Annotated in this window: 17 protein-coding genes; 10 read left to right on the forward strand and 7 right to left on the reverse strand. The window is 69.3% G+C overall.

From position 1 onward, the window contains the following. The first annotated feature begins 8 nt into the window (after nt 1-8). The 9 genes from nuoH (at nt 9) to JAV51_RS10850 (ending at nt 10,608) form a co-directional block, all read left to right on the forward strand. Nucleotides 9-1,376 carry an NADH-quinone oxidoreductase subunit NuoH gene (gene nuoH / locus JAV51_RS10810; RefSeq protein ID WP_231641956.1) on the forward strand — a complete coding sequence of 456 codons (1,368 nt, stop codon included), beginning with the start codon at nt 9-11 and terminating at the stop codon, nt 1,374-1,376. Further along, nucleotides 1,363-1,929, forward strand: coding sequence for an NADH-quinone oxidoreductase subunit NuoI (nuoI, locus tag JAV51_RS10815; protein WP_197320573.1), 567 nt, complete (start codon nt 1,363-1,365; stop codon nt 1,927-1,929). Before nuoH ends, nuoI begins: the two co-directional genes overlap by 14 nt. Then, complete coding sequence (locus JAV51_RS10820) at nt 1,926-2,813, forward strand: NADH-quinone oxidoreductase subunit J (protein ID WP_197320574.1); 888 nt, start codon at nt 1,926-1,928, stop codon at nt 2,811-2,813. Before nuoI ends, JAV51_RS10820 begins: the two co-directional genes overlap by 4 nt. Then, complete coding sequence (gene nuoK, locus JAV51_RS10825; RefSeq protein ID WP_197320575.1) at nt 2,810-3,109, forward strand: NADH-quinone oxidoreductase subunit NuoK; 300 nt, start codon at nt 2,810-2,812, stop codon at nt 3,107-3,109. Before JAV51_RS10820 ends, nuoK begins: the two co-directional genes overlap by 4 nt. A gap of 22 nt (nt 3,110-3,131) precedes the next feature. Next, the gene (gene nuoL, locus JAV51_RS10830; RefSeq protein WP_197320576.1) at nt 3,132-5,030 is read left to right on the forward strand and encodes an NADH-quinone oxidoreductase subunit L; all 1,899 of its coding nucleotides are present in this window, start codon (nt 3,132-3,134) and stop codon (nt 5,028-5,030) included. Then, on the forward strand, nt 5,027-6,628 hold the full coding sequence (locus JAV51_RS10835) for an NADH-quinone oxidoreductase subunit M (protein ID WP_197320577.1): 1,602 nt from the start codon (nt 5,027-5,029) through the stop codon (nt 6,626-6,628). Before nuoL ends, JAV51_RS10835 begins: the two co-directional genes overlap by 4 nt. Nucleotides 6,629-6,636: 8 nt before the next feature. Then, the gene (nuoN, locus tag JAV51_RS10840; RefSeq protein ID WP_197320578.1) at nt 6,637-8,205 is read left to right on the forward strand and encodes an NADH-quinone oxidoreductase subunit NuoN; all 1,569 of its coding nucleotides are present in this window, start codon (nt 6,637-6,639) and stop codon (nt 8,203-8,205) included. 305 nt (nt 8,206-8,510) lie between these two features. Next, nucleotides 8,511-9,530, forward strand: a complete 1,020-nt coding sequence (locus JAV51_RS10845; protein ID WP_197320579.1) for a polyprenyl synthetase family protein — start codon at nt 8,511-8,513, stop codon at nt 9,528-9,530. Nucleotides 9,531-9,543: 13 nt separating this feature from the next. Then, nucleotides 9,544-10,608 carry a hypothetical protein gene (locus JAV51_RS10850; protein WP_197320580.1) on the forward strand — a complete coding sequence of 355 codons (1,065 nt, stop codon included), beginning with the start codon at nt 9,544-9,546 and terminating at the stop codon, nt 10,606-10,608. A 63-nt stretch (nt 10,609-10,671) separates the two neighbouring features. Here the strand turns inward: JAV51_RS10850 and JAV51_RS10855 are convergent, their stop codons facing one another. The 3 genes from JAV51_RS10855 to JAV51_RS10865 all read right to left on the reverse strand — a co-directional run bounded on the left by JAV51_RS10855 (nt 10,672) and on the right by JAV51_RS10865 (nt 14,287). Next, the gene (locus JAV51_RS10855) at nt 10,672-11,736 is read right to left on the reverse strand and encodes a 2-oxoacid:ferredoxin oxidoreductase subunit beta (RefSeq protein WP_197320581.1); all 1,065 of its coding nucleotides are present in this window, start codon (nt 11,734-11,736) and stop codon (nt 10,672-10,674) included. Next, a complete protein-coding gene (locus tag JAV51_RS10860) occupies nt 11,733-13,694 on the reverse strand; it encodes a 2-oxoacid:acceptor oxidoreductase subunit alpha (RefSeq protein WP_197320582.1) in 1,962 nt (653 codons plus the stop codon). Before JAV51_RS10860 ends, JAV51_RS10855 begins: the two co-directional genes overlap by 4 nt. A gap of 146 nt (nt 13,695-13,840) precedes the next feature. Beyond that, a complete protein-coding gene (locus JAV51_RS10865) occupies nt 13,841-14,287 on the reverse strand; it encodes an Lrp/AsnC family transcriptional regulator (protein ID WP_040922090.1) in 447 nt (148 codons plus the stop codon). A 74-nt stretch (nt 14,288-14,361) separates the two neighbouring features. Between JAV51_RS10865 and ddaH the strand changes: the two genes are divergently transcribed. Then, the gene (gene ddaH, locus JAV51_RS10870) at nt 14,362-15,186 is read left to right on the forward strand and encodes a dimethylargininase (RefSeq protein ID WP_197320583.1); all 825 of its coding nucleotides are present in this window, start codon (nt 14,362-14,364) and stop codon (nt 15,184-15,186) included. 113 nt (nt 15,187-15,299) lie between these two features. Here ddaH and JAV51_RS10875 read toward each other — a convergent pair whose 3' ends face one another. The 4 genes from JAV51_RS10875 to JAV51_RS10890 are packed head-to-tail and all read right to left on the reverse strand — an operon-like array spanning nt 15,300 to nt 18,839. Beyond that, complete coding sequence (locus tag JAV51_RS10875) at nt 15,300-16,151, reverse strand: metal ABC transporter permease (RefSeq protein ID WP_197320584.1); 852 nt, start codon at nt 16,149-16,151, stop codon at nt 15,300-15,302. After that, complete coding sequence (locus JAV51_RS10880) at nt 16,148-17,047, reverse strand: metal ABC transporter permease (protein ID WP_197320585.1); 900 nt, start codon at nt 17,045-17,047, stop codon at nt 16,148-16,150. The genes JAV51_RS10875 and JAV51_RS10880 overlap by 4 nt, the downstream gene beginning before the upstream one ends. Further along, entirely contained in the window at nt 17,044-17,829 is a 786-nt protein-coding gene (locus JAV51_RS10885; protein WP_197320586.1) for a metal ABC transporter ATP-binding protein, read from the reverse strand. The genes JAV51_RS10880 and JAV51_RS10885 overlap by 4 nt, the downstream gene beginning before the upstream one ends. Continuing rightward, on the reverse strand, nt 17,826-18,839 hold the full coding sequence (locus JAV51_RS10890; protein ID WP_197320766.1) for a metal ABC transporter solute-binding protein, Zn/Mn family: 1,014 nt from the start codon (nt 18,837-18,839) through the stop codon (nt 17,826-17,828). The genes JAV51_RS10885 and JAV51_RS10890 overlap by 4 nt, the downstream gene beginning before the upstream one ends. Between the last annotated feature and the right edge of the window lie 246 nt (nt 18,840-19,085).

Consider the following 19,085-nt stretch of genomic DNA (forward strand, 5'->3'; position numbering starts at 1 on the left):
CGACCTCGATGGTCCTCGCGCAGGCTCAGGAGCCGATGACGAGGGCGGAGCTGCTCGCGGACGACCCGCTGTGGCTGATCCTGCTCAAGGCCGTCGTCATCCTCCTCATCGGACCGATCATGACGGTGTTCCTCATCGTCATCGAGCGCAAGGTCCTCGGCCGGATGCAGAACCGGCCCGGCCCCAACCGCGTCGGGCCGAACGGGTGGTTCCAGTCGTTGGCCGACGCGATCAAGCTGCCGTTCAAGGAACAGGTCATCCCGGACACGGCCGACCGGAAGGTCTACTTCCTCGCGCCCGTCATCGCGGTGGTGCCCGCCCTCATCGGCCTGGCGGCGATCCCGTTCGGGCCGGAGGTCACCATCTTCGGTGAGCGCACCGTGTTGCAGCTCATCGAACTGCCGGTGAGCGTGCTGCTGATCCTCGCGGGTGCGTCGGTCGGCGTGTACGGCATCGTGCTCGCCGGGTGGGCGTCCGGATCGCCGTACCCGCTGCTCGGTGGGCTCCGCTCCGCCGCGCAGGTGATCTCCTACGAGATCGCGATGGGCCTGGCGATCGTCGGTGTGGTGCTCTACGCGCAGTCGTTGTCGACCGGCGAGATCGTCGATGCGCAGGCCGACGGCTGGTACTTCTACCTGCTGCTGCCGAGCTTCGTCATCTACCTGATCTCGATGGTCGGCGAGACCAACCGCGCGCCGTTCGACCTGCCCGAGGCCGAGTCGGAGCTGGTCGGTGGTTTCCACACCGAGTACAGCTCGATGAAGTTCGCGATGTTCTTCCTCGCCGAGTACACCAACATGGTCATCGTCTCGGCGTTCGCCACCACGCTCTTCCTCGGCGGCTGGATGTTCCCGTTCGTCGGGCTGGACTCGCCGCTCAACCAGGGTTGGTGGCCGGTCCTGTGGTTCTTCGGGAAGATGGCGCTCCTGCTGTTCGGCTTCATCTGGCTGCGCGGCACGCTGCCCCGGTTCCGCTACGACCAGTTCATGAAGCTGGGGTGGAAGGTCCTCATCCCGGTCGGTCTGGTGTGGATCCTCGTGATCTCGGCGATCAGGGCGCTGCGCACCGACGGCAACGTCTCCACGAGCCAGATCCTGATCGTGGGCGGCATCGTCATCGCCGTCCTCGTGCTGCTGACCCTACTGCTGCCGGAGAAGCAGGAGCCCGAATCGGACGCCGTGCCCGTCACGGGCAGCGACTACCCGCTGCCGCCGCTGGACCTCACGGTTCCCACGACGACGCCACGGCAGAAGGCGTTGAAGAAGGCGCGTTCGGCCCCCAAGGCCGTCGCCGAACGGTCGGAGGGCGAGCAGGCCGAGCGGGCGGAGCCGGCGTCGGTCACCTCAGGTAAGGAGAACAGCGATGGGGATGTTTGATCCCATCAAGGGCTTCGGTGTCACCTTCGCGATGATGTTCAAGAAGGTGGCCACGGAGGAGTACCCGGAGATCGGGGCCCCGGCCGCGCCGCGCTACCACGGCCGTCACCAGCTCAACCGGCACCCGGACGGACTGGAGAAGTGCGTCGGCTGCGAGTTGTGCGCCTGGGCGTGCCCCGCCGACGCGATCTTCGTCGAGGGTGGCGACAACACCGACGAGGAGCGGTACTCGCCGGGCGAGCGGTACGGCAAGGACTACCAGATCAACTACCTGCGCTGTATCGGCTGCGGCCTGTGCGTCGAGGCGTGCCCGACGCGGTCCCTCACGATGATCAATTTCTATGAGCTGGCGGACGACGACCGGCAGAAGCTGATCTACACCAAGGAGGACCTGCTCGCGCCGCTGCTGCCCGGCATGGAGCAGCCGCCGCACCCGATGCGGCTCGGTGACGACGAGCAGGACTACTACGTGCGCGGACCCGAGCTCGCCCGGCAGCGTGGCGTGCCGTCCGGCGAGGTGGTCGAGACGTCCGGAGAGAAGGCGGTGCAATGACCACCGGATTGACGTACGTGGCGTTGACGAACACCGTGCTCGCGCAGGCCGACGCCGGTGTGTCCACGGGTGAGGCCGTCGCGTTCTGGATCCTCGGGCCGCTGGCGTTGGCCGGTGGGCTCGGAATGGTGTTCGCCCGCAACGCGGTGCACTCGGCGTTGTGGCTGGTGCTGACGATGCTGTCGCTGGGGATGCTGTACCTGACGCAGGACGCGCAGTTCCTCGGCTTCACGCAGATCATCGTCTACACCGGCGCGATCATGATGCTGTTCCTCTTCGTGCTCATGCTGGTGGGACGCGAGTCCTCCGACTCGGTGGTCGAAGTGCTGCGAGGGCAGCGGCTGATGGCCGGACTCGTCGGCGTCGGTGTCGCCGTCCTGTTGGCCACCGCGTTGACCCGCGCCATCGCGAACGTGACGCCGGCCGAGCCGCTCGACCCGTGGAGCAACGAGGGCGGCGGCGCCGGTGGTCTGGGCCGCATCATCTTCACCGATTACCTGTTCCCGTTCGAGCTGACGGCGGCGTTGCTGATCACCTCCGCGATGGCGGGCATGGTGCTGTCGTTCACCACCCGGCACATGAAGGGCGGCAAGCGCAGCCAGCGTGAACTCGTGGTCGCCCGCTTCCGCGGCGAGTACGAGCGCCCGTCGCCCAAGCCCGGCCCCGGTGTGTTCGCCACGTCCAACTCGGTGGCCACACCCGCGCTGCTGCCCGACGGGTCGGTCGCCCCCGAGTCGCTGTCGGAGCTCATCGAGTCGACGCCCACCGCGAAGCTCCAGGCGCACAAGCCGATCACGCCGAGTCCGGAGAAGCCGGGCCCGAAGGCGCTCGTCGGCTCCGACAGCTCCGAGGGCGCCGGTTCCGACGAGGGGGAGGACAAGTGAGCCCCACGTACTACCTGCTGCTGTCGGCGCTGCTGTTCACGATCGGCGCCGTCGGCGTCCTCGTGCGTCGCAACGCCGTCGTGGTGTTCATGTGCATCGAGCTGATGTTGAACGCCGTGAACCTGACCCTGGTGACGTTCTCGCGCATCAACGGCTCGATCGACGGTCAGGTGATGGCGTTCTTCGTGATGGTCGTGGCCGCGGCCGAGGTCGTGGTCGGGCTGGCGATCATCATGTCGATCTTCCGGACCCGGCGTTCGGCCTCGGTCGACGACTCCAACCTGCTGAAGTACTAGCCTCCAACCACAGGGAACTACCTTGATCGCATCATCGTGGCTGCTGGTCGCGTTTCCCGCGCTCGGCGCCCTCGTCCTGTTGGTCGGTGGTCACCGCACCAACGCGTGGGGGCACCTGCTGGGCTGCGCGACGGTCATCGCGTCGTTCGTCTACGGCTTGGCGCTGTTCTTCAGCGAGTCGCTGTCCGAGGCCGCCGACACGACGGTCTACTCGTGGATCCCGGTCGAGTCGTTGCAAGTCGACTTCGGACTGCGGATCGACCCGCTGTCGGTGACGTTCGTCCTGCTGATCACCGGTGTGGGTGCGCTCATCCACGTCTACTCGATCGGCTACATGTCGGACGACGCGAACCGGCGTCGGTTCTTCGGCTACCTCAACCTCTTCGTCGCCGCGATGCTGGTGCTGGTGCTCGGCAACAGCTTCGTGATGCTGTACCTGGGTTGGGAGGGCGTCGGTCTGGCGTCGTACCTGCTCATCGGGTGGTACCAGGACCGGCCTTCGGCGGCCACCGCCGCGAAGAAGGCGTTCCTGATGAACCGCGTCGGCGACGTCGGCCTCGCGCTGGCGATCTTCCTGATGTTCAAGTACATCGGCAGCACGAGCTACGCCGAGGTGTTCGCCGGGATCGGCGAGTTGTCGCCGGGCGTGATCACCGCCATCGCGCTGCTCCTGCTGCTGGGTGCGTGCGGTAAGTCGGGTCAGTTCCCGCTCCAGGCGTGGTTGCCGGACGCGATGGAGGGTCCGACCCCGGTGTCGGCCCTGATCCACGCCGCCACGATGGTCACCGCCGGTGTGTACCTCATCGCGCGGTCGTCGCCGATCTACAACCTCACCGAGGACGGCCGGTTGGTGGTCACCATCGTCGGTGCCTTCACCCTCCTGCTCGGGTCGATCATCGGCTGCGCCTACGACGACATCAAGAAGGTGCTGGCCTACTCCACGGTGAGCCAGATCGGTTACATGATGCTGGCCGTCGGTCTCGGCCCGGTGGGGTACGCACTCGGTATCGCGCACCTGCTGACGCACGGCTTCTTCAAGGCGGGCCTGTTCCTCGGCGCGGGGTCGGTCATGCACGCCATGAACGACGAGGTCGACATGCGCAAGTTCGGTGGGCTGGCGAAGAAGATGCCGATCACGGCCGCCACGTTCGGGCTCGGCTACCTCGCGATCATCGGTTTCCCGTTCCTGTCCGGTTTCTGGACCAAGGACGCGATCATCGAGGCGGCGTTCGGCCAGGAGGGCTGGCGCGGCTGGGTGTTCGGCGGCGCGGCGCTGCTGGCCGCGGGCATCACCGGCTTCTACATGACGAGGCTCGTGCTGCTGACGTTCTTCGGCAAGGAACGGTGGCGTGAGACGACGTCGGCGGACGGTCGCGCGTTCCACCCGCACGAGTCGCCGCCGGTGATGACGATCCCCATGATCGTGCTGTCGGTCGGATCGGTCGCCGCGGGCTTCCTGCTGATGGCGGGCGACACCCTCGCCGAGTTCCTCGTGCCCTCGGTGGGCACGCTGGTCGAGTCCGAGGGCGGCGTCCTGCCGCACGCCCTGGTGCCGTGGCTGACCGTGGGCCTGTCCGCGGTGGGTGTGCTCGTGGCCTGGTTGCTCTTCGGTCGGCGGCCCACGCCGGTCGAGCGCCCGGAGAACGTGTCCTGGCCCGTGCGGGCCGCCCGTAAGGACCTGTACGGCAACGCCCTGAACGAGGCGCTCGTCGCCAGGCCGGGCCTGTGGTTGACCCGGTTCGCGGTGTTCCTCGACAACCGCGGGGTCGACGGCGCGGTGAACGGGCTCGCCGCGGTGTTCGGCGGCGGTTCCAGCCGCCTGCGCAGGATGCAGACCGGATTCGTGCGGTCGTACGCGTTGTCGATGCTCGGCGGGTCGTTCCTGCTCGTCGCCGCACTGCTGTTGGTGAGGTTCTCATGAGTTGGCTCGTTGCCCTGATCCTGCTGCCGCTGGTCGGCGCCCTCGCGGTGGCCGGCCTGCGGAACAACGACCGGGCGGCCACCCTGACCGCGCTGGGCGTGTCCGTCGCGGAGCTGCTGCTGGTCGTGCCCACCTGGCTCGCTTACGAGCCGGACGGCGACCGCATCCAGCTCGTCACGTCGGTCGACTGGATTCCCGCGCTCGGCGTGCACCTGTCGTTCGGGGTGGACGGCATCGCACTCGTCATGATCGCGGTCATCGCGTTGCTGGTGCCGGTGGTGATCGGTGCGCTGAACTCGACCGACCGGTTGCCCGAAGGCCGCAGCGCGGGCGGGTTCCTGTCGCTGATCCTGCTGCAGGAGGCACTGACCGTCGCCGTGTTCGCGGCGACCGACGTGTTCCTCTTCTACGTGCTGTTCGAGATCATGCTCGTGCCGATGTACTTCCTCATCGGCTTCTACGGCGGGCCGAAGCGGCAGTACGCGGCCGTCAAGTTCTTCCTGTACTCGTTCCTGGGCGGGCTCATCATGCTCGCTTCCGCCATCGGCGCGTACTCGCTGGCGGCCGAGGAACTGGGTGAGGGGACGTTCGACTGGGCCACGCTCGTGGCGGTGGTGAGCGACGCTCCACTTCAGACCCAGATCTGGCTGTTCCTCGGCTTCTTCCTCGCGTTCGCCATCAAGGCTCCGCTGGTGCCGTTCCACACGTGGCTTCCGGACGCCGCGGGCCAGGCGCCCATCGCCGTCACGGTGCTGCTGGTGGGTGTGCTCGACAAGGTCGGCACGTTCGGCTTCCTGCGCTACAGCCTGCCGATGTTCCCGGACGCGAGTGTGGAACTGGCCCCGCTGGTGCTTGTGCTGGCCGTGCTCGGCGTGATCTACGGGTCGATCCTGGCGGCGGGTCAGCAGGACATGAAGCGGTTCGTGGCGTACGTGTCGATCGCCCACTTCGGATTCATCGCGCTCGGCATCTTCGCGTTCACGCCGCAGGCCACCGTCGGCTCGGCGACGTACATGCTGAACCACAGCCTCGCCACGGGCATGCTGATCCTCGTGATCGGGATCGTCGCCGCGCGCGGCGGCTCGACGCGCATCTCCGACTACGGCGGCATGTTCAAGCTGACCCCGATCCTCGGCGGCATGCTGCTGCTGGCGGGGATGTCCACGTTGTCGCTGCCCGGCACGAACTCGTTCGTCAGTGAGTTCCTCGTGCTGCTGGGCGCGTTCGACTCGCGTCCGGTGTACGCGATCATCGCCACGGTGGGCATGGTGCTCGCCGCCGCGTACGTCCTCTGGCTCTACCAGCGGATCATGACCGGACCGGTGCGCGGTGCCGCGCTGGTGGACGTGTCGGACGACTCGCTGCCACCGGCCGGTGGCAGCACCGGAGGCGGGGACGGCGGGACGGCGACGGCCGTCGCCCCGGAGAAGACCGAGACCACGACCCGCAAGGCGATCCGTGACCTGACCGGCAAGGAAATCGCGGTGCTCGCACCGCTCGTCGTGTTGATCGTCGGCCTCGGGTTCTACCCGCAGCCGGTGCTCGACACGGTGACACCGTCGGTGGAAGCGACACTGCAAGCGGTGCAGGAAAGGTAATCCCAGCCGTGTTGAACCTTCATCTCGCCCAGGGGCCGATCGAGGCGCCCGCCATCGACTTCCCGGCCGTCATGCCGCTGGTGATCGTGCTCGGGGTGGCGTGCGTCGGGGTGCTGCTGGAGGCGTTCCTTCCCAAGCACCAGCGGTGGGCGGCACAGGTGGCGCTGAGCCTGCTCGCCGTCGTCGGTGCCGGTGTGGCCTTGGCGTCGTACCTGCCGAACGCTCCCGAGCACGGCACCACGACGCTGAGCGACACGCTCGCCATCGACACGCCCGCGCTGTTCCTGTGGGGCACGCTGCTCGCCCTGTCCGTGGCGGCGCTGCTGCTCATCGCCGATCGGACCGTCGAGAAGGGCGGCGCGTTCGTGGCGGAGGCGGGCATCAGCCCCGGCACGTTCCAGGACAAGGAACAGGCCCGCAGCCAGTCGATGTCCACGGAGGTCTTCCCGCTCACGCTGTTCGCGCTCGGCGGCATGATGGCCTTCACGGCGGCCAACGACCTGCTGACGATGTTCGTCGCGCTCGAAGTGCTGAGCCTGCCGCTGTACCTGATGTGTGCGCTGGCCCGCAGGCGGCGTCTGCTGTCGCAGGAAGCGTCGGTGAAGTACTTCCTGCTCGGTGCGTTCGCGAGCGCGTTCTTCCTGTACGGCCTCGCGCTGCTCTACGGCTACGCCGGTTCGGTGCGGCTGTCGGACATCGCGACCGCCACCGCGGGCACCGACCGCTCCGACACCCTGCTGTTCGCCGGGCTCGGCCTGCTCATGGTGGGTCTGCTGTTCAAGGCGTCCGTCGGCCCGTTCCACACCTGGACCCCGGACGTCTACCAGGGAGCGCCGACCCCGGTCACCGCGTTCATGGCGGCGTGCACGAAGGTGGCGGCGTTCGGCGGCATGCTGCGGGTGCTGACCGTCGCGTTCGAGTCGACGCACTGGGAGTGGCGCGGGGTGCTCTGGGGCGTCGCCATCGTGTCGATGGTCATCGGCGCGGTGCTCGGCCTCACGCAGACCGACGTCAAGCGCATGATCGCGTACTCCTCGATCGCGCACGCGGGCTTCCTGCTCATCGGCACCATGGCGCTGACGGACGCCGGGTTGTCGGGCACGTTGTTCTACTTGCTCGCCTACGGCTTCACGACGCTGGCGGCCTTCGGGGTGATCTCGCTCGTGCGCGACGGCAGCGGGGAGGCGACTCACCTGTCGGCGTGGGCGGGGCTCGCGAAGCGTTCGCCGGTGCTGGCCGCGACGTTCACGTTCCTGCTCTTCGCACTCGCGGGTATCCCCCTGACGAGTGGATTCGTGGGCAAGTTCGTGGTCTTCTCGGCCGCCCTGTCCGACGGCATGGCGCCGCTGGTGGTGATCGGTCTGGTGTTCAGCGCGGTCGCGGCGTTCTTCTATCTGCGCGTGGTCGTGCTGATGTACTTCTCGAAGCCGGCCGAGGACGGCCCCACGGTGAGTGTGCCGGGCACGTTCACCACGGCGGCCATCACGCTGGGCGTGATCGTGACGCTGCTGCTGGGCATCGCGCCGACGTTCGCGCTCGACTGGGCCGGAGCGGGCGGGTTCTCGCTGGCGTCCTGACGCGTCGTGGACCCGATCCCGGACATGACGAGAAAGGGCACCCACCTCCGTTCGGCGGGGGCGGGTGCCCTTTCGGTGTGTCGCATGACGTGCCGGCCGTCGACCGGCGCTTTTCCAGTACTTCCGCGGGTGACGACGGGCGGCGTCACCCTTCGGGTCGCCGTCGCCGGGTGAGAGAAGGCCGACGAGCAGGTGGTGTCGTCGTTCTCACGAAGTGGCGAGCTACCTGCGGGTCATCAACCCGCGACCTCCGCCCATTAGGCTGGTGAGGACCGTGACCACAGGGCCGAAAGGGCGGAGCCGACGTGTCAGTGCGTGATGGCACCATCGACGAGTTGCGCGCTGCAGTCGGGCTGCAGATCGCGGACGAGGAGCTGCTGAGGACACTCGTCGCGGGGCTGGACGACGTGGAGGACGTCCTTCGTGGCGTCGCCAGCAGCGACGTCGCGGCCATCGACGAGGCCGCACGCCACCTGGTGGACGCCGGAGGCAAGCGCTTCCGTCCCATGTTCACGCTGTTGGCGTCGCAGTTCGGTCCCGGCGGGAGCCGGGACGCCGTGATCACTGCGGCCGCTGCCGTGGAACTCGTGCACCTCGCCACGCTGTACCACGACGACGTGATGGACGAGGCGACGATGCGCAGGGGCGCCCCGAGCGTCAACGCGCGCTGGGACAACAGCGTCGCGATCCTGACGGGCGACTACCTCTTCGCGCACGCGTCGCGGCTGGTGGCCGACCTGGGCACCGACGCCGCGCGCATCATCGCCGAGACGTTCGGTGAGCTCGTGACGGGGCAGATGCGGGAGACGGTCGGGCCGCAGCCCGGCGACGATCCCGTGGACCACTACCTGTCCGTCATCGGGCAGAAGACCGGGTCGTTGATCGCGACGGCGGGGCGGTTCGGCGGCATGTTCTCCGGCGCCACCCCGGAGCAGATCGAGGCGCTGCGCCGGTTCGGGGAGATCGTGGGGACGGCATTCCAGATCTCCGACGACATCATCGACATCGCGTCGCCGCCCGAGGCGTCCGGCAAGGCGCAGGGGACCGACCTGCGTGAGGGCGTGCGGACACTGCCGATGCACTACGCGTTGTCGAACGATCCGGACCCCCGGCTCGTGGAGCTGCTGGCGGGACCGCTCACCGACGACGCACTCGTGGAGGAAGCTCTCGACCTGCTCCGCCGATCGGGTGGGCTCGAACGGACGCGGGACACGCTCGCCGACTACGCTCGGCGCGCACAGCAGGAGCTTGCGGCGTTGCCGCCCTCGTCGGCGAGGGAGGCGTGCGAGTCGGTCGCCGACTACCTCGTCGCACGGACTCACTAGGAAGGCAACCGTCATGTCCGTTTTCGGTGAGGTCTGGGTCTACAGCGCGGTCGCGTTCGTGCTGGGGGCGTTCCTCGCCTGGCTCTTCCTCGTGCGGCCCGCGCAGAAGCGCATCGGCGAGTTGGAACGGCGGCTCGCCTCGGTGGCGGGCGCGTCGAGGTCGGACTCGGCGCAGCGTACCCGCGTCGCCCCGCCGGTGCGGTCCGGCAACGAGTTCGACGAGCCCGGCGAGTCCACGACGCCCCCCACGCGGCACTTCGACCCCGCGCCGGAGCCCTCGGGCGAGCGTGAGGCCACCGAACACCTCGCCGCCGCGCCGAGCTGGCCCGAGCGCGACAGTCTCCAGGGGCGCAAGCCGAAGTCCGAGATCGACGACCTCGACGAGGACTTCGCGCGCGTCGACGACCTGGACGACGAGGACGACACCGGCGGCCTGCTGGGCGGTCTGCCCCCGCACGTGGACGAGCCCACGCAGATCCACAGCGCGCGTGGCGGCGATCTGGGGCTCGGTGTCGAGTCTGCGGATGCCGCCGACTCCGCTGGTGGCCGTCGCGGCGGCAGCCTGTTCGAACCCGCTCCGGTCGACGAGCCGGAGGACGCGCCGCCCACCTACGCGTTCGGCGACCGGCTCGCCGGTCTCGACGCCGACGACGCGGAACCGGTGGAGCGCACCACGATGCTGCCCAAGCGGCAGCCCGGTCGCACGCAGATGGAGAGCTTCGAGCCGGTGCGTCCCAGCCAGCCGTCGATGCGCCCGATGGAACGCCGGGAGCCCGGTCCGCAGAAGAGCGGTTCGTTGTTCGAGCCCGCGGTCGCGCCGTCGAACACGGCACCGCCGGCGCGTGAACCCGCGGCCACCACGTCGCTGCCCGGTCCCTTCGGACCCGGCTCGGCGATGCCCAAGCCCGGCGGTGGGCAGCCGTCGGACGAGTTCCCGGTGAAGGCCAGCGTCACCGACCTGCGTTACTGCACCGAGGACTCGCCGGACTACGAGCACATGGTGGCCGAGGTGTGGTTCCGCAGCCCGGCCGACGCGGAGCGCGTCGGTTTCCGGCCCCTGCCCCCGTCGCGGTCCTGAGCACGAACGAGGAAGGGGCACCCACCACGCCGGGTGGGTGCCCCTTCCTCGTGTCCTGACGGGTCAGTCGACCGTCCAGGTGTCCTTGCCGGTGAGCAGCGCCTGCAGATCGGCGGGCTTGGCTTTCGCGGCCTCCTCCACCTGCGTTCGCGCGAGGTCGTCGTACGTGGGACGGCTGACCTGCCGGAAGATGCCCGTGGGCGTGTAGCTCAGGGACTCGTCGCTCAACCGGGACAGAGCGAACGCGTACGAGCTGTCGGCGATGGTCGGGTCGTGCACCACGACGTTGTCCTCACCGATCTCGGAGACCTTGCCGACCTCCAGACCACCCCAGCCGGACCGGCCGACGGCGAACTCGCTCTCGGGGCCGAACCGGATGGGTTCGCCCGCCTTGAGCGGGATGAGCCGACGGGCGGACTCGTCGGCGTCCTTCAGCATGTCGAACGCGCCGTCGTTGAAGATCGGGCAGTTCTGGTAGATCTCCACGAACGCCGAACCGCGGTGCTGGGCCGCGGCGGTGAGCACCTCGGTGAGCCCCTTGCGGTCGGAGTCCAGCGCGCGTCCCACGAACGACGCCTCCGCGCCGACGGCGAGCGAGATCGGGTTGAACGGCGTGTCCAGCGACCCCATCGGGGTGGACTTCGTGACCTTGCCCGACTCGCTGGTGGGCGAGTACTGGCCCTTCGTCAACCCGTAGATGCGGTTGTTGAACAGCAGGATCTTCAGGTTGACGTTGCGGCGCAGCGCGTGGATCAGGTGGTTGCCGCCGATCGACAGGGCGTCGCCGTCACCGGTGACGACCCACACCGAGAGGTCGGGCCGGGCGGTGGCCAACCCGGTCGCGATCGCCGGGGCACGCCCGTGGATCGAGTGCATCCCGTAGGTGTTCATGTAGTACGGGAAGCGGCTCGAACACCCGATGCCGGAGACGAAGACGATGTTCTCGCGCTTGAGCCCGAGAGTCGGCAGGAACGACTGGATGGTGTTCAGCACGACGTAGTCGCCGCAGCCCGGACACCACCGGACCTCCTGGTCGGACTTGTAGTCCTTGGTCTTCTGCTTCTCGTCCGTCGTGGGAACGAGGTCGAGCCCGCCGAGGGTCGGCAGACCCAGGTCGACTTGGGTCACTTGACCGCGGCCTCCTTGCTCGCTGTGCGGTGGGCGATGTCGGTGAACACGTGCTCCAGCTCCTCGGCCTTGAACGGCAGCCCCGCGATCTTGGTGTGGGAGTGGACGTCCACGAGGTACTTCGCGCGCAGCAGCGCGGCGAGCTGCCCCATGTTCATCTCCGGCACGACCACGGTGTCGTACGAGCGCAGCAGCTCGCCGAGGTTCGCCGGGAACGGGTTGAGGTGACGGAGGTGGGCCTGCGCGATCGGGATGCCCTTGCGGCGCACCCGCCTGCAGGCGGCACCGATCGGCCCGTACGTGGACCCCCACCCGAGCGCCAGCACGCGAGCCTGCCCATTGCTGGGGTCGTCGACCTCCACGTCGGGCACGTCGATGCCGTCCACCTTGGCCTGGCGGAGGCGGACCATCTTGTCGTGGTTCTCGGGGTCGTACGAGATGCTGCCCTTGCCGTCGGCCTTCTCCAGACCACCCACGCGGTGTTGCAGACCGGGCGTGCCCGGGACCGCCCACTCGCGGGCCAGCGTCTCGGGGTCGCGCACGTAGGGCCAGAACTCGTCCGAACCGTCGAGCGCGTTCGGCTTGTCCGCGAACGTCACCCGCAGGTCGGGCAGCTTCTCCACGTCGGGGATCAGCCACGGCTCCGAGCCGTTGGCGATGGCTCCGTCGGAGAGCAGGAGCACCGGCGTGCGGTAGGTGAGGGCGATGCGGGTGGCCTCCAGCACGGCGTCGAAGCAGTCCGACGGCGAACGCGGCGCCACCACCGGCACGGGCGACTCGCCGTTACGGCCGTACATGGCCTGCAGCAGGTCGGCCTGCTCGGTCTTGGTGGGCAGCCCCGTGGACGGCCCGCCACGCTGGACGTCGATCACCAGCAGCGGCAGCTCGATCATCACGCCGAGGCCGATGGTCTCGGACTTCAACGCGAGCCCGGGCCCGGAGGTCGACGTGACCCCCAGGGCACCGCCGTAGGAGGCGCCGAGCGCGGCACCGATGCCTGCGATCTCGTCCTCGGCCTGGAAGGTGATGACACCGAAGTTCTTGTGCTTGGACAGCTCGTGCAGGATGTCCGACGCCGGGGTGATCGGGTAGGTGCCGAGCAGCACCGGCAGGTCGGACAGTCGTCCCGCGGCCACGATGCCGTACGCCAGGGCCGTGTTGCCGGTGATCTGCCGGTAGGTGCCCTTCGGCAGCTTCGCGGGCGCCACCTCGAACGTCGTCTTGAACGCCTCGGTGGTCTCGCCGTAGTTCCAGCCCGCGCGGAACGCCAGGATGTTGGCCTCCGCGATCTGCGGCTTCGCGGCGAACTTCTCCCGCAGGAACGCCTCGGTGCCCTCGGTCGGCCGGTGGTACATCCACGAGAGCAGCCCGAGCGCGAACATGTTCTTGCAGCGCTCGGCGTCCTTCTTGCCGAGCCCCGTGTCCGCGAGCGCGCCCTGCGTCAAGGTCGACATCGCGACCTCGTAGACCTCGAACGCCGACAGCGTGTCGTCGGTCAGCGGGTCGACGTCGTAGCCGACCTTGCTCAGGTTGCGTTTGGTGAACTCGTCGGTGTTGACGATGACCATGCCGCCCTGGGGCACGTCGCCGATGTTGGCCTTCAGCGCGGCCGGGTTCATGGCCACCAGCACGTCGGGTCGGTCGCCCGGGGTGAGGATGTCGTAGTCGGCGAAGTGGACCTGGAAACTGGAGACGCCGGGGATGGTGCCCTGCGGCGCCCGGATCTCGGCGGGGAAGTTGGGCAGTGTGGCGAGGTCGTTGCCGAACGCGGCGGCCTCGGAGGTGAATCGGTCACCCGTCAACTGCATGCCGTCGCCCGAGTCGCCCGCGAACCGGATGACGACGCGGTCCAGTCGGCTGACCTCGGTCGAACGGGGCCCGCTGGCGACGTTTCCCCCCTCCGGGGCGTCGGCGTCCCTGACGCCGTCCCCGCCGCCTGCGCCTGCGCTAGTGGTCATGGGTCAGCAAATCCCTCTCTCCGGACTCCGGCGCGCGACGCGCTCATACCTCGAGATTACTTGTCGTTCCACAGCGTCGTCGGACGCTGTGATCCGACTTACCTGTAACCGGCGGTAACACCATACCCCTGTCCCAGCCGCTGGAATCAACGCCCTGGATCCGGTGGCCTTTCGAGCAGCGTCGACAGCACCACGGTGGACACCGTCCTGTCGATGATCTCCAACCCGCGAAGGCGCTCCAACGCATCCTCCAAATGGTGAATGTCGGCCGCCCGCAGGTGCACGATCGCGTCCGCGGCCCCCGACACCGTGTAGGCGGCCACGACCTCGGGCAACGGCTCCAGGTGCGACCGGATGCGGGCCGGTGAGACGTTGCCCTGGCAGTGGACCTCGACGAACGCCTCCGTGCCCCAACCGAGCGCTTCCGGGTCCACCACCGCGGTGAAACCGCGCAGCACGCCCGTCTCCAGCAGACGGTCGACCCGTCGCTTCACCGCGGGAGCGGACAGGCCGACGACCTTTCCGATCTCCGCGTAGCTCGACCGCGCGTTGGCAACCAAGCACGAAACGATGCGTTGATCCAGCGTGTTCATGCGCAACAAATAGCACACCGATGCGCAATCAATGACAATTGATCGCCGGATAACGCTGCGCATACATTCGATGCATGCGCGTACCCCTGCCTCGTCACTACGTGATGTGCCCGCCCCGGTACTTCGCCGTGGACTACGCCATCAACCCCTGGATGGACCCCGACGCGCCCGTCGACCCGGAGCGTGCTCTGCGCCAGTGGACGGAACTGCGGGACACGTATCGCAGGCTGGGACACCTCGTGGACGAGGTGGAACCGCAGCCCGGACTGCCGGACATGGTGTTCGCCGCCAACTCGGGCACCGTCGTGGACGGCCGTGTCCTCGGTGCCAAGTTCGCCAACCCGCAACGCGCCGCCGAGGCCGAACACTTCCGTCGTTGGTTCGTCGAGCACGGCTTCCACGACGTGACGATGCCGCAGGAGACCAACGAGGCCGAGGGCGACTTCACCTGGACCGGGCGGCTGATGCTCGCCGGGACCGGGTTCCGCACCGACCCCCGCGCCCACGCGGAGGCCCAGGAGGTGCTGGGCGTGCCCGTGGTGACACTGCGCCTGGTGGATCCGCGCTACTACCACCTCGACACCGCGTTGTTCGTGCTCTCCGAGGCCACCGACGAGCGGCCCGCGCACATCGCCTACTACCCGGAGGCGTTCTCGCCGGGGTCGCAGGCCGCGCTGCGCAGGCTCTTCCCCGACGCGGTGGTGGCCGACGCCGACGACGCCGCGTGCTTCGGCCTCAACGCGATCTCCGACGGCCGCCACGTGGTGCTGCCCGTGGAGGCGACGGCGCTGGCCGAGAAGGTCGCCGCACAGGGCTACGAGCCGGTGTTCGTGGACATCTCCGAACTCCGTAAGGCCGGCGGTGGCCCGAAGTGCTGCACGATGGAGATCCGCAAGTAACCCTGTGGGTCCCCGACGTCGTGTCCGCGAGCTGCGCACGCGTGTCCGCGCCGCACGTCGCAGGCATGCGTGCGCAGGGCGCCAACACGCGTGCACAGGGTGCGGGCATGCGTTCAGGAGGCGCGGACACGCGCCAGGCGGTTCAGCACCAGCGCGGCGGCGAACAGGGCTCCGGCCGCGAGGCCGATGGTGCCGGGCACCGACGAGTCGAGTTCGAGGGCGGCGCGGTGGCCCAGCACCGAGCTGATCCAGCCGACAGCCACCGCGACCACGAGCATCGGGCCGAGGCGACGGGTCACCAGGCGGGCCGTCGCGGCGGGCACCACGAAGAACGTGATCACCAGGATCGCGCCGACACTGTCGAACGCCACCACGGCCGTGCCCGCCACGACGACGAGCAGCAGCCGCCCCACCAGCGCGCCGCGCAGGCCGGACAGCTCGGCGAAGTCGGGGTCGAACGTCGCCGCCGTCAGTGGCCGCCACAGCAGGGTCACGAACGCGGTGGTACAGACCGCTGTGAGCCCGGTGACCAGCAGTGACGTCGGCACGGCCGTGCCGAGGACCTCGACGGTGCGCAGCGGCGCGAACGTGATGTCGCCGTAGATGGCCGAGTCCAGGTCGATGTGCGCGCCCGATGCGAAGCCGCTGATCCCGAGCACGCCCAGCGAGAACAGCGCCGGGAACGCCAGGGCGAGCGCGGCGTCACTGGCCACGAGACCGGTGCGGCGCAGCCACTCCGACCCGGCGACGCAGGCCACGCCGAACGCGGTGGCGCCGAGCACCGTGGCCGCCGAGGCGCGGTCGCCGGTCACGAGGAACACGAGCACGATCCCCGGCAGCACGGCGTGGCTGACGGCGTCGGGCAGCAGCGCCTGACGCCGCAGCAGCAGGAAGCTCCCGAGCAACGCGCACGACGTCGACAGCAGTCCGGCGATCACCACGATCAACACGTCGTCGCCGCTCATGAGACCCGCTCCGATCGCGTGCCCGAGCGTCCTCGACGCAGCCGGGCGAGCACTCCCCGCCTCGGCGCGAACAGCACCGACAGCAGCGCGACTCCGGTGGCGAGCAGCACGATCACCGGGCCCGCGGGCAGCTCGGCGCGGCCGGACAACACGCCGCCGACCGCTCCGCAGGCCGCCCCGATCGCACCGGACAGCGGCACGAGCGCGCCCAGCCGTTTCGTCACCTGCCGCGCGGCCACCACGGGAGCCACGAGCAGCGCCACCATCAGGATCGCCCCCACGGTGCGGACGCCGAGGACGACGGCCAGCGCGAGCAGTCCGGTGCTCACCACGTCGACGAGCCACGTCGGCACTCCCGCCACCGCCGTGAAGCCGGGGTCGAACGCGGCGCTGCGCAACAACCGGAAGCCCAGCGCCACGATCACGCACCCCACCGCGCCGAGTGCGAGCGCGATTTCGATGTCGCGTTCGGACATTCCGGCGGTCTGACCGAGCAGGTAGGTCGTCAACCCCGCCTGACCACTGTTGCCGGAGGAGGCGAGGTGGGTGAGCAGCACGATGCCCAGCGACAGCGATACCGAGAGCACCACGCCGATCGCGGCGTCCGGCCGGAGGCGCCCCACGCGTTCGAGCGCGATCATGGCGAAGGCCGCCAGCGCCGCCGACACGGTGGCGCCGAGCAACAGCACCTCGGGGACCTTGGCGCCGGTGACGAGGAAGGCGACCGCGACCCCGGCGAGGGTGCCGTGGCTCATCGCGTCGCCGAACATGCTGCGCCGCCGCAACACGGAGAGCGGCCCCAGGACACCGGCGATGAGTCCCACCACGGCGGTGCCCACCACGACCACCGCGTCGGGATACGCCAGCGGTAGACCGGACAACACCGTCTCGATCATGAGTCGAGCACCAGGGGAGCCATGCCGTAGGCGCGTTCGAGGTGTTCGGCGGTGAGGACCTCCGAGGTGGCCCCGGCGGCGACCACGCCGCCGGCCAGCAGCACCGCGTGGTCGAACCGGCGCAGCACCGTGCGCAGGTCGTGGTGCACGGCGATCACCGACACCCCTCGCGCGCACAGGTCGGTGAGCACGTCGAGCAGCGCGGACTCGGTGCGGGCGTCCACGGCCGTGAACGGCTCGTCCAACACCACGAGGTCGGCGCGTTGGGCGAGCGCGCGGGCGAGGAACACCCGCTGACGCTGACCGCCGGACAACTCGTCCAGGGGCCGATCGGCGAGTTCGAGCGCGCCGACCTGCTCCATCGCCTCGGCCACGATGACGTCATCGGAGTGCGTGAGCCGTCGCCACCAGCCGCGATGCGGGTAGCGGCCCATCTCCACCACCTGGACGGCGGTGATGGGGAAGTCGCTCGTCACCGAATCCTGCTGCGGCACGTACGCCACTCGCCGCCGCACTCGGGACAGCGGTTGCCCCAACAGCCGCACGTGTCCTCGTACCACCGGAACGAGCCCGAGCGCGGCCTTCACGAGCGTCGACTTCCCCGCGCCGTTCGGCCCGACGACGGCGGTGAGAGTGGCGGTCGGGACCTCCACCTCGACGTCGGAGAACACGGTGCGGCCCCCGTAGGCCACGGTGAGGTCGGTGACGCTCAGCGCGGTGGTCGACTCGGTCGCGCGGCGCGACGTCCACCGGGCTCGGGACGCTTTCGAGGTCGACGTCATCGCAGTCCCTCCGCTATGCGTTCGGCGTTGGCTCGCACCATGCCCACGTACGTGCCGTCGGGGGTGCCGTCCTCACCCGTGGAGTCGGAGTACAGCGGCGCACCGAGCCGGGTCTCGCCGCCGCGCTGCCGGACGGCCGCGAGCACGGCGTTCACCGTCCGGTCGGACATGCTCGTCTCCACGAACACGGCGCCGACGTCGCGCGCGGTGACCACGTCGGCGACCCGCCCGATGTCGGCCGTGCTTGCCTCCTGCTCGGTCGAGATGCCCTGGATCGCCACCACGTCGAGGTCGAACGCCCTGCCGAAGTAGCGGAACGCGTCGTGCGAGGTCACGAGCACCCGCGAGCGTTCGGGCACGGAGCGCAGGAGCGCGCGGACCTCCTCGTCCAGCGCGAGCACCTGCTCGCGGTACGCATCGCCGCGTCGCCGGTAGTCGGCAGCGTGGGCGGGGTCGAGCTCGCCGAGCTGCGCGGTGATCGCGTCGACGACGTGCACCCACAGGCGCGGTTCGAACCACACGTGCGGGTCGTGCTCCTCCTCCGGTGCCGCACCCGCGGGCGGGGACAGCAGCAGGTGCTCGGGCACGGCCTCACCCGCGAACAGCACGGGCTTGCTCTCGGCCACGGCCTCCAACGTGCGGGTCAGCGACCCCTCCAGGTACAGGCCGACGGCCACGACGGCGTCGGCCCGGCGCATCTCGGAGAGGTCGCTCGCCTTCGCCCGGTACAGGTGCGGGTCGACGCCGGGGCCCATGAGCCGCACCGTGGACACGTGCTCGCCGCCGATCCGGCGGACGGTGTCGTCGAGGAACGTCGTGGTGGTCACCACGCGGAGCGGGGTGCCAGGCGGTTGACCGGCCGAGGCGGGCGAGTCCGAGGAGAGCGCGTACGTCACGGCGAGCGACACGGCGAGCGCGGTCGTCAGCACGACCGCCAGCAGCGCGCGCACGTCCCTGCGTCGCGCCCGCCGACGTCGACGGGCGAGGGACACCGCGTCGTCGGACCCCACGATCACCCCGTTTCGCTACACCGAACTTCAGCGTAAGCCGAACCGAACTTCCTGGCCATGGTGATGCGGGCCGCACTGCGCCACGGCACCACCCTCGGCGGGGTACCCGGCGGAGTCCTGCGTCACGATTGCGGTGAGGTCCCGGACAGCCGCGGAACACCATCCCGAACGGACTCGTTCGACTCGTGGGGGACGAATGCTCGACAGCAGGCGTCTCACCAGGTCGGGGAAACGGAGGCGGAGTAC

The sequence above is a fragment of the Saccharomonospora sp. NB11 genome, from assembly GCF_015910535.1.
Lineage (GTDB): Bacteria > Actinomycetota > Actinomycetes > Mycobacteriales > Pseudonocardiaceae > Saccharomonospora.

Bases quoted from the DNA above. Each gene is read 5' to 3' on its own strand.
- JAV51_RS10885 (WP_197320586.1), bottom strand. From the start codon at position 17,829: ATGACGTCGACCTCGAAAGCGTCCCGAGCCCGGTGGACGTCGCGCCGC.
- JAV51_RS10860 (WP_197320582.1), bottom strand. From the start codon at position 13,694: ATGACCACTAGCGCAGGCGCAGGCGGCGGGGACGGCGTCAGGGACGCC.
- JAV51_RS10820 (WP_197320574.1), top strand. From the start codon at position 1,926: ATGACCACCGGATTGACGTACGTGGCGTTGACGAACACCGTGCTCGCG.
- nuoH (WP_231641956.1), top strand. From the start codon at position 9: ATGGTCCTCGCGCAGGCTCAGGAGCCGATGACGAGGGCGGAGCTGCTC.
- JAV51_RS10835 (WP_197320577.1), top strand. From the start codon at position 5,027: ATGAGTTGGCTCGTTGCCCTGATCCTGCTGCCGCTGGTCGGCGCCCTC.
- JAV51_RS10875 (WP_197320584.1), bottom strand. From the start codon at position 16,151: ATGAGCGGCGACGACGTGTTGATCGTGGTGATCGCCGGACTGCTGTCG.
- JAV51_RS10865 (WP_040922090.1), bottom strand. From the start codon at position 14,287: ATGAACACGCTGGATCAACGCATCGTTTCGTGCTTGGTTGCCAACGCG.
- JAV51_RS10850 (WP_197320580.1), top strand. From the start codon at position 9,544: ATGTCCGTTTTCGGTGAGGTCTGGGTCTACAGCGCGGTCGCGTTCGTG.
- ddaH (WP_197320583.1), top strand. From the start codon at position 14,362: ATGCGCGTACCCCTGCCTCGTCACTACGTGATGTGCCCGCCCCGGTAC.
- nuoI (WP_197320573.1), top strand. From the start codon at position 1,363: ATGGGGATGTTTGATCCCATCAAGGGCTTCGGTGTCACCTTCGCGATG.
- JAV51_RS10880 (WP_197320585.1), bottom strand. From the start codon at position 17,047: ATGATCGAGACGGTGTTGTCCGGTCTACCGCTGGCGTATCCCGACGCG.